Source organism: Bartonella sp. AP150HLJHH (assembly GCF_042196385.1).
Lineage (GTDB): Bacteria > Pseudomonadota > Alphaproteobacteria > Rhizobiales > Rhizobiaceae > Bartonella.
Genome location: NZ_JBHIQC010000016.1, coordinates 25,509 through 34,958, shown reverse-complemented (window position 1 = coordinate 34,958; position 9,450 = coordinate 25,509). Strand labels below are relative to the sequence as shown.

The following is a 9,450-nucleotide window of genomic DNA, read 5'->3' as shown; positions in this document are numbered from 1 at the left end:
CATCAGCAGTGCCACCCCCTTTAACGGCTTTAATGATTTTGGGATGACGTTTGAGTTTTGACCAAACAACTTTGCCCCAACCACATTGGCCAACATCAATCATCTCACCAGCCTTGCGCTCAAGATGGCGGATTGTTGGTCATTACAAGCAAGACTTAAGGATAGCATTCATATTGTTCTGGATGCTTTTTACAAAACGGGCTGTTTAAGCGCTTCTTGACACTGCGCTGTGGTATGACAGCACCTGGACGAAAAATCGGAAGGTTTTCGGCTCTAAAAGTATAACATGGCCCTCCCGCTCTTGCTACCTCTTCATCTTTATAGCGAAACCCTGATTGAAGCATGCAAGCATAAATTGTTGCTTTTGCATTAATGCTCTGCTTTCTGTTTTCTGGATCAGTATCATAAGGGGTTGGCATTCCACATTCTAATAAGGCTTTTCCTACCTCTGTAAAATCAGTAACACCATTTTTCTCCCACGTAGCCACCTCTCCTAGAGGAGGTTTATCGATATTACATCCAGTTATAATTAACAAAGTTACAGTGCTTAATAATTTTAGAGTTTGTTTCATTTTTTACTCCTTGATTTACTTAAAGGAAATTGTTCACGATGAGATGTGCCATAAAACTTTTGGCATTTTGGACCCACGTCTCCAAGACAGGTATGGGAACTTATGGGATCTGAGAACATATTCCATGTTTCTTTCCACCAGTTACTACCAGCAGGTATTGTCTCGTAAGTATAGCCATTGCCGCCAATCCATCGGCTTACAAAGTCATATCTATTCCCATCAAAACCAATAGTGGTTTGTTTGCCATCACTCACATAACCTAACAGACCGGATGCAACTAAAGCATTAAAGGCTGGTCCATAGAAATTGATAGTCGTGTTTTCGTTGGCTATACCGTGAACACCTTCTTGTTTGAAAGAATTCAGCATATTCCCCAATGTCATGGTACCACGGCTATGTCCATAAAGTTCTAACCCTGTAATACCATGGCTATACACCAAATCTTTTGCTTCTTGTGTTGAATTGGTCAAACCCCAAAAGTTATTTTCCATAAACTTCTGGTAGCCCGCGACCAAAAGTTCTGAGATAGCAGAATCGGCTTGGGGGAACACAACAAAATAAAGCGGTGCATTTTTATCCTTCGCATGTTGAACCGCATAAACAGCGGCTTCCTCTGGTGGAGTAAAGATGCCATTAAAGGACACATGCACCTTGCCATCAGCACCCTCTTGTAAATGCTGCTTTTCTTCATCCGTTAAATAATGTGCGTGAGGTATTGGTTGTCCACGAGCATCTCTTATAGGTACCCCATTTGCATCTATTTCATAGAGTATATTGCCATTTTTATCACGATCCACCACGGCGATGGGGTGCTCTTTGATAAACATGGTTTTATAGGAGTCATCGCTGTATTTAAACCCTTCTTCTAAGAGTTGAGTTGCCATTTCACGGTTTTCATGGACGATTTGTTCCAGCTTGCCTACATCGAGCTGTTCTACACCCTTATGGGCGCTAGCAGTATCACGATTAAGGGAGGCTATGGCTTGCTCAACATCTTGCCCTGTCAATGCCTTCTGCCCTGCTTCATCAGTAATGACAATGGTGCCATTGCTGATAGCAGATTTGGTATATCCTTCCTCTGAATCTTTAGCTTTTGAATGATCTAAGACATTTTTAGCAATGTTTTTCCCGACACCATATTTGCCCTGATACATCGGACCACCCGCAGAAATGCTTAAACCTTGACTGCTGGCTTGCGCATGCGCACTGTTGCTGATATCACTGGTGGTAATGCTTCCTGTGGTCAGGCTGTTTTTTTCTGCCGGCGCAGTGCTGGAAATAAGTCCTCCGGTCAGCGTTGTTTTATCTTTAACGTTGATCTTAAAACCACCATCACCCGCTTTGATGCCTGATTGTTCCACAACACTATGATAATCACTAGAGGATTTATCCTTGTTCAAGGAAATATTGGTTGTGGCTGTACCTTCCTTTTCTCGGCTATTATAACCAATGGAAACAGAGTTTTGCTTGCTGGAACTGTGTCCCGTATCACTGCGGCTGACAACGGTAAAATCACCCCCTACTTCCATTTCTACACGCTCTCCAGAAACCACGGCGCCTGCCAATGTGGTGTTTGCCCCACTCGTTGTGTGAACTGTGCCTGTGCCAATAATATGGCTGTTCTTCTGGTGAACCTCCTCACTGGAACCCTTGCCTTTACCAAAAGAAGCATTCCCCATCCACCCTGTACCACCGGTACCATAACTATACCCAACATTCATTGAAGCGCTTTGCGTGTGGTTTTCTGTGCTCTGCGTGTTTTGCGCACTTTCAAAGATGATATCTTTACCTGCTCCCATGGTGATATTCCCGCTCTGTTCATCATTGCTTTGCATCGGGTTTGTACCGGCAATAATATCGGCTCCAACACCATGAATGCTACCTTTGTGGGCTTGCATATTAACAGCGCGTCCTGCTTCTATTGTACCTGTTACCGCGGTAGAAGTCTGAACCGATGCTTCTGCCTTCTCTGTCTTAAAGCCCACGGTTACGCTAGCAGAAACATCAGCAATATCACGAATAGACTGTTTGTTTCCACCTTTCATCCCATTATAAAGACCTTTGCCTTTGCTATAGAGATCATAGCCTTTTAGACCAGCAATAAGACCATTGCCGATTTTGTGTTTTGTATCCCCATGACCAAAACGTTTGACTGCATCCTTTACATCTTTTACTGTACCAAGAATTCCCACATTGACAGAGCCTGTCACACCAGCAAAAGACTTTTCATGCTCCTCTGAATGGCTTTTATGGTGATCTGTCATGCCATCAATCGTCACACTTTCTCCACTCACATTGATATCTTGACCGGAAAGCAGATGAGAAGCAGTGATTGTGGTCTCTTTGTCTGATTGCGTGATAATGTTGCCCATTGCCGCCAGAACAGAGGAGACCGTTGTGGTATGCGATTGAGAACTATCGGACGATTCCTCATGCAAAAAGCCACTTGATGACGATTGTGCTTGCTGATCCAAGTGTTCTTGGGCACCTTTTATGACAATCTTTCCCCCAGAGTGAATGGTAATATCCGCTTGTTTCTGTTCTCCTGGTGCTTTCTCTCCTGACGTTTCCTCTGCCTTACCGGCTATGAGCGTCGAGGCTACAACTTCCGTGTTGTTGCCTGAGGCAATGGCAATGCCTTTTTCTCCTGCTATACTTGAACCTACTACTTGGGTGGCTCCAAAAGTTTTATAATAGGATGAACTTCCCCCAAAAAAACCGCCATCTGTGTAGCTAGATATCTCACGGTGTGAGCTATCCTCTGCATTATTGATCAGGACATCGTTGCTGGCTTTCAGCCCTACCTTGCCCTCAGCCGCAATGGAACTGCCTGTGATGCTAAGGTCATGCGGTTTGCCATCCTGTCCTGCAATGACAGTGGTATCACCTCCAGATTTTATCGAAGAGCCAACGGCATGAGAGGCTTGCATGTCCACTTTCGTGTTTTTGCCCTGAAGATGATACTCCATCTCATCGTTTCTTACCCCTATTGTTACCTCCCCTTGGGCGCCAAGAGCAACATTACCCTTGGCATCTATATTGGAAGCAGCAATATGGATATCGCCACCCGATAGAACAGTGGTCTCTTTTCCAGAACTTAGATGAGAGCCATTGTGCACCGCGACATGAGATGTTTGATCCCCGCGATGGCTATTGGCACTGTTGCGTGTGGCATCAATCGAAACATTCCTCTCAGCTTGCAAGAGGAGTTTATCCGTTGCTTGAACATCAGAGCCTAAAATATTCAAATCTTTTCCAGAGACATAAGTGGGCTTGATGTACTTTGAAAAATATTTATTTAAAAAAAATGTGTGAATACACAACAACAAGTGTATTCCGTTTAGGGCGTTCTGTTTTGCATGAGGAGTATGATCCCATTAAAAATGAAGAGATTAAGAGGAATAAAATAGAGAGATAATAAAATAAAGGCCCCGTTAAACGAGGCCTTAGTATTTTTTGTGCTGATAATTTCATTTTTACGAAATTAGAATTTGTAAGCGACACCTACACGGAAGTCATTGGTTTTGTAGTTGAATTCACGTGTATCGTTGGCGAATTTCTTTTTACCAAAATCGGAGTAACGGTATTCTGCACGTAAAAGAACGTTGTCGGTCATTGCAAAGTCAACACCGCCGCCAATAGTGAAACCAACCATTGTCTTCGTGTCATCAGCCCAAGTACCACCAGTCAAATCTACATTTTGCTTAACTGATGGGTTTTCAACCACACCAGCTTTCTGTTCAACTTTAACTCTCTCTCCTTTTCCTGTAACTGATTGAATACCCTGTACCTGCGCATAGGCAATACCACCAGCAACATAAGGCATAATGCGGTCAACAGCAGCAAAACCGATACGAACGCGTGTAGCACCAGACCATTTTTCTTTGTAACTGTGCTTTTCCGTTACCTTGTCGCCTTTTTCAAACTGTTGCTGACCTTTTAATTCAACCTTAGCTTTTTCAAGGGCAGCATTAAAATCTGCTGCATTTTTTTCAGTAAGAGTCAATTCACGGGCTGTTTTTGATTCTTCACGGTCTGCCCAAACTGCATCGGTTTCAACACCGAGAATGAGACCATTTCCAAGGTCTACGTTAGATCCGGCATAAATACCACCCATGAAACCAGAAGGACTAGGTGTGTTATCTTTTTTGAAAAGTTCTTTATCTTCTCCTGGAATAGTTACTTTAGTTTTACTCGAAAAGTTACCAACTTGACCACCAAGATAAAAGCCTGTCCAAGAAAACGAGGGGGCTGCTGCGATAACTGCTGGGGCTGTTTCACGAGGGATGATAACATCAGCAGCTTGTGCTGCAGAAGCTGAAATTAAAGCGGCAATAGAAGTTGCTATTAAAGATTTTGTATTCATAATTTTGCTCCTAAATTAACTATCAAACGACCTTACAAGATTACAGATAGAAAAGCTGTAGTAAAAATATCACAATCATACAAATAAAACCCCAGAAAACAGCGTTTTTTTAAAAGTCAAGATCTCTTGAAAATTTAACTTTTTATTAATACTTTTTTATTCATAATTGCACTTTTGATGAAATTAGAACTTGTAAGCGATACTTACACGAAAGTCATTGGTTGTGTAGCCTAGTTTAAGATAATCCTTTTTAAATTCCTTCTTACCAAAGTCTGAGTAACAGTATTCCGCACGAAGCAGAATATGATCTGTCATCGCGAAATCTATACCACCACCAAGGATAAAACCCTCCATCGTTTTTGTTTTATTAAATACTGTAGCAGAAACTCTTTACTTGGCTTACCCATTTGCCAACTTTTTTGTTCCTGAAACTTTACCAACACCTTGTATTTGCGCATAAGCAATACCATCGCAAGATAAGGCATAATACTGTCAGCGACAGAAAAACCAACACAAACCCGTGTTGCACCAGACCTTTTTTCTTTGAAACCAATGCGATACACTGCTGTGTCACCCTTTTGAAACTTTTTATTTTCATCCAATGTAACACCAGCAATGCAACACCAGCATCTTCAAATTCATCATTAAAATCATTAAATTCATCAACCACAAGAATCTTTGAGACCGTCTTCGTCTCTCCTCGGTCTGCCCAGACTGCATCGGTTTCAACACCTAGAATGAGAACATTTCCAAGATCTACGTTGGAACCTAAATAAATACCACCGATGAAACCGGAAGGCATAGGTAGTGCATCTTTATCTGAAGTTTTTTCTTTTGTCTCAAAATCAAATACATAAACTTTGACTTGAAAAGTTGCCAACTTAACTACCAAGATAAAAACCTGTCTAAGAAAACGAAAGAGCTGTGATAACTGTTGGAGCTGTTTTACGAGGAATGACAATATCAGCAGCTTGTGCCGCAGAAGCTGTAGTCATAGCGATAACAAAAGTTGTTACTAAAGATTTTATATTCGTAAACTTTGCTCCTCATTTATTTACGAGCACAGTATTATACGACTACAAAAAAACGCTGTAGTAAAATGATACAATCATAGGAAACGAAAGCTGACGCAAGATAAAGTCATTTCATAACTTCACGTTTCATAAGAAATTGTAAGTTACAAGTATGTGTAAATTATTGATTTTATGGCATAATTGTTATCTGTCATTTATAAAAATCTTTTTAAGAAAATCTAAATAATATCTTTTACTCCCCTAATAAATATAGGGTATGTGATAATATAACAACAGAAAATAATAGAGGCCCTGTCAAAGACAGAGCCTCTTGGAAGTTTATTTCGTTTTTTACGAAATTAGAATTTATATGCAACGCCAACACGGAAATCATTGACTCTGTATTGAAGTTCAGCTGTGTCTTTAAAGTATTTCTTTTTACCGTAGTCTGAGTAACGGTATTCTGCACGCAACAGAACATTGTCTGTCATTGCGAAGTCAACACCAGCACCAAGGGTGAAACCAACAAGGGTCTTTGTTTCATCATATACGTTACCAGAAGCAACCAATTTACCAGAATCAGCAGAAGGATTAGCAGAAGTATCAACAGCTTTTTTCACTTCAATTGCGGAAATTCCTTGTATTTGCGTATAAGCAACACCACCAGCGATATAAGGCATGATACGATCAGCAGCAAAACCAATGCGAACGCGTGTAGCACCAGACCACTTTTCTTTCAGAGTAACACTTTCGGTGTATGCATCTCCAGATGCAACTTTTAGACCATCTTTCACTGGAATCTTAGCTTCTGTAAGGATTTTAGTAATATCTTCAGCAGTTTTATTGAATACTCCTCCAACCGTATGTTCACCGTAATTAACTGTGTCTTTTTTACCAACAAAAGAGACATCTGTATCCAAGCCAAAGACTACACCACTGCCGAGATCAATATTGTAACCTGTGTATAGACCACCGATCATACCAGAAAACTTAAAATCGTTTGAAAAGTTGTCAGATTTCATTGAACGACCACCAATCTGAGCACCAAGATAAAAACCTGTCCAAGAATAGGCAGGGGCTGCTGAGATGACTGCTGGGGCTGTTTCACGAGGGATGACAACATCAGCAGCTTGTGCTGCAGAAGCTGCTGCTATAGCGATAACAGAAGTTGTTACTAAAGATTTTATATTCATAAACTTTGCTCCTAATTTATTTATGAGCACAGTGCTACAAGATTATAGAAAGAAAAGCTGTAGTAAAAATGATACAGTCACAGAAAATGGAGGGCACATCCCAGACAAAATCGCTTCATAGCTTGATTTTGTACGAGAAACCTAAAGATATATATATAAATAACTTATTGGTTTTTAAATGTAATTCTTGTTTATTGTCTATGATTTTTTTTAAGAAAATCTGAATAATATCTTTTCACATCCACAATAAATTATGTATTGTGTGATAATATGGCAACAGAAAATAACAGAGGCTCTGTCAAAGACAGAGCCTCTGTTATTTAACTTATCATCTGTTAAAATTTGTAAGCAACACCAACACGGAAATCATTGGTTTTGTAAGAAGTCTCATATTTATCATTTGAGAATTTCTTTTTCCCAAAATCTGAGTAACGATATTCCGCACGTACAATAATATTATTGGTCATTGCTAAATCAACACCAGCACCAAGGGTGTAACCAACAAGGGTCTTTGTTTCATCAGACAGAGTACCAGAAGCGATTACTTTGTCTGAATCTTTATCTGTTATTGAAATCAACGCACTATCTTGAAGCTGTGTATAAGCGATACCACCAGCAACATAAGGCATAATGCGTTCAGCTGCAAAACCAATACGCACGCGCGTTGCACCAGCCCACTTTTCTTTAAAAGTGAAACTGTGGGTTCGTTTAGCACCAGGTTTAAGCGCATCTTTACCAATATTAATTGCAGCGTCTTTTAATACCTTGTTAATATAATTGATGTGTTCTGGGGCAATGACATATGTTTTTCCTGTCTTCGTGTCATCTTTATTAGACCACATGATATCTGTATCAACACCTAGAATAAGGCCATTACCAAGATCAACGTTGGAACCTGCATAAAGACCACCCATGAAACCAGATAGTTTAGGCAAAAGGTCATCAGGCGCTGGAATCTTGTTTCCATTACTGAGAATATCCATTTTCGTTTTACCCGAAAAACCACCAATCTGGCCCCCAACATAAAAACCTGTCCAAGAAAAAGTTGGAGCAACAATAACGGGAGCAACAGGTGTTGGTCTTGGGGGAACAATAACATCTGCTGCTTGTGCTGCTGAAGCTGAAACAAAAGCGAAAGCAGAAGCTGTTATTAACCATTTCATATTCATATTTTCTCTCCATAGCTGAATATTTATTTGAACACACCGTTTCATATAGAGCCCCATCTTCAGATATCTGTAGCAAAAATGATACACTTATAAAAAAAAACAAAAAGCCAATCAAAGTACCCTTAATTGCTTGATCTGTAATAATGAGAATAAAACTATGCCCATGCACAAATGATCTCTTTTCCTCACGTTTTCTCTCCTTTATCATTTTGATAAAAAAACTGCGCCACAGTACCCTCCGTGTAAAGCGTGTGCTATTGACATAAAAATATAATATATTGATTTATAATGAAAAAATATCTTTATATTAATTCGTCTGCAATATTGACGATGCTCTTATCTTAAGCCTTTTTATATTAAAGAAACCAAAACCATCCCTCTGCACCTCACAAACAAGCAAGTGTGTGAATAAATAAAACTATTTAAAAGCTAACATGATGCCTCCTATTAATACTCTCAATATTGAATATTGAAGACCGTTACAATATTGAGAACAGCTAAATCTAACTGTTCCATTTAAATTCATACAAACAACATTTTTAGCTTCATCCTTCGCATAACCAAATGTGAATAGCTCTTTGATTGTTTTTTCATCATTGTAAAGAATGCTTGTACCGCACAAAACAAGATCTCCACTACCCTATGGACTGCAACAAAATTACATGTAATTTCATCACGCTTGCTCTTTGTTTTTAATTTAGGAATTTATTCCTTTTTGACATATTTACGCTTCTGCTTAACTTTCTAGAAAATCTTTTCCAGAGCTTTAGCCCTATTTGTAGGCTATCATTTCATACTCTTTTTAGCTAAATTGAAAAAAATACCTAAAGACAGACAACCGGTATGATAAACATTAAAACTTATATAGAAATCTCCTTAAAGCTGAAAAAACGAGAAATCTTTCTTAAAGTTTTCACACCACACCTTGCTTTAAAAATCATGAATTTGGCAGAAAAAATATCTGATATTTTGAATCATAGACAAATGAATATTTTATAAATTCTGTAGTCGAAGCATAGCATGAAAGATCAAAAGTTTAACATTTTTGTTGCTTCACTCGATTTTGATGAAGTATCCTCTCAGATCCTCTCTGCAAACAGCTTAGTTTCTTGTCGAGAGGATTTTTCTTAACTCCTT

General features: G+C 39.4%; 4 protein-coding genes and 2 pseudogenes. All 6 read right to left on the bottom strand.

All coding sequences use genetic code 11. The features are described 5' to 3' along the window. Positions 1-155: 155 nt before the first annotated feature. The 6 genes and pseudogenes from ACFING_RS07145 to ACFING_RS07120 all read right to left on the bottom strand — a co-directional run bounded on the left by ACFING_RS07145 (position 156) and on the right by ACFING_RS07120 (position 8,313). Complete coding sequence (locus tag ACFING_RS07145) at positions 156-572, bottom strand: hypothetical protein (protein ID WP_375630288.1); 417 nt, start codon at positions 570-572, stop codon at positions 156-158. Further along, positions 569-3,841 (bottom strand): annotated as a pseudogene (locus ACFING_RS07140) (hemagglutinin repeat-containing protein); the annotation flags it as partial. The pseudogene ACFING_RS07140 and the gene ACFING_RS07145, both read right to left, overlap by 4 nt. A 215-nt stretch (positions 3,842-4,056) precedes the next feature. After that, entirely contained in the window at positions 4,057-4,938 is an 882-nt protein-coding gene (locus ACFING_RS07135; protein ID WP_375630287.1) for an outer membrane protein, read from the bottom strand. 183 nt (positions 4,939-5,121) lie between these two features. Next, a pseudogene (locus ACFING_RS07130) lies at positions 5,122-5,933 on the bottom strand (porin). A gap of 377 nt (positions 5,934-6,310) precedes the next feature. Continuing rightward, entirely contained in the window at positions 6,311-7,144 is an 834-nt protein-coding gene (locus ACFING_RS07125) for an outer membrane protein (RefSeq protein ID WP_375621216.1), read from the bottom strand. Between the two features lie 335 nt (positions 7,145-7,479). Beyond that, positions 7,480-8,313 carry an outer membrane protein gene (locus tag ACFING_RS07120; protein ID WP_375621215.1) on the bottom strand — a complete coding sequence of 278 codons (834 nt, stop codon included), beginning with the start codon at positions 8,311-8,313 and terminating at the stop codon, positions 7,480-7,482. Between the last annotated feature and the right edge of the window lie 1,137 nt (positions 8,314-9,450).

Coding starts and splice junctions, on each gene's coding strand:
- ACFING_RS07145 (WP_375630288.1), bottom strand. CDS start 572: ATGAAACAAACTCTAAAATTATTAAGCACTGTAACTTTGTTAATTATA.
- ACFING_RS07135 (WP_375630287.1), bottom strand. CDS start 4,938: ATGAATACAAAATCTTTAATAGCAACTTCTATTGCCGCTTTAATTTCA.
- ACFING_RS07125 (WP_375621216.1), bottom strand. CDS start 7,144: ATGAATATAAAATCTTTAGTAACAACTTCTGTTATCGCTATAGCAGCA.
- ACFING_RS07120 (WP_375621215.1), bottom strand. CDS start 8,313: ATGAATATGAAATGGTTAATAACAGCTTCTGCTTTCGCTTTTGTTTCA.